A 1119-nucleotide genomic window follows, 5' to 3' on the forward strand; every position below is an offset into this window, starting at 1 on the left:
GTATTACTCAAGAGACATATATTCAATTTCTTGAAAATCTTTGTGATAAATTTTATTTTGAAAACAACTGCACTGGAAACAGGGATTTTATGAAAATTATCTTAAATGATAATTACACCGCCCCTTCAGTACATAAGTCTTGGAATGATGGAGTAAACGTCCCAAATTTTGTATTTAATCGCTTGGATTATCAATTATGGAAATATCAAGACAAGGTAGAGGTCTTTTCAGCTATTGACCAATCTAAACAATCTATCTGGAAAAATTTTAGATTTAGTTTTAGAAGCTCGGTTGAGCACCATTACCCACAAAATCCCTCTCAAGATTTTGGCCTAGATAAATTAGATACAAATGTCTTAGATAATTTTGGCAATCTATATTTGTTATCTCAAAGTAAAAATTCCAGTTTCAGTAATAAACTTCCAGATTGGAAACGGCAGTATTACAAAGAAAAGGATACTTATGATAGCTTAAAACAAGCTATTATGATGAGTTACGAAAACTGGACAGAAAGCGAGATAAAAGATCATGAGAAAAAAATGCTAGAAATCTTAAACAAACCACTGACTGACTCATCGTATCAACCATAATCGGCACTTAACATATCTCTCCATCATTGCATTCGTCCGTCTATCGGATAATCATTGCATTTATTCGATATGTCATGATACTGTCCAAAAAATATGACTATTAGGAGTTCTTCATGTCCGAACAGCAAAAATACTTTTACACTCAAGACGGTACTTCGCTTTTCTACCGCTATCGCCCTGCTGCCGATGGTTCTTCCGATAAAGCCATTGTGCTGTTCCATCGCGGGCATGAGCATTCCGGCCGGATGATGTTTGTTGCCGATGAGCTGGGTTTTGATGATTTTGCCTATTTTGCTTGGGACGCGCGCGGTCATGGTTACAGCCCCGGTGAACGCGGCGATAGTCCGAGCATCAGCACTTCGGTTTCAGACGTAGATGATTTTATCCGACACATTCAAAGCGAATACGGTATCAAACCTGAAAACATTTGCGTGATTGCGCAAAGTGTCGGAGCGGTATTGGTTTCTACTTGGTTGCACGATTACGCGCCGAAAATCCGTTGCGCCGTATTGGCTTCGCCTGCGTTCAA

2 protein-coding genes are annotated in these 1119 nt (G+C 38.9%); both read left to right on the forward strand.

Annotated features, from left to right (window positions below; all coding sequences use genetic code 11):
- Positions 1-590 (forward strand): HNH endonuclease family protein (locus ACTHS3_RS13960; RefSeq protein WP_440368247.1); only part of this gene is annotated, 590 nt, incomplete at its 5' end.
- A 113-nt stretch (positions 591-703) separates the two neighbouring features.
- The coding region (locus tag ACTHS3_RS13965) for an alpha/beta fold hydrolase (protein ID WP_440368248.1) at positions 704-1119 on the forward strand (416 nt) is incomplete at its 3' end.

The organism is Neisseria sp. P0009.S007, from assembly GCF_051962515.1.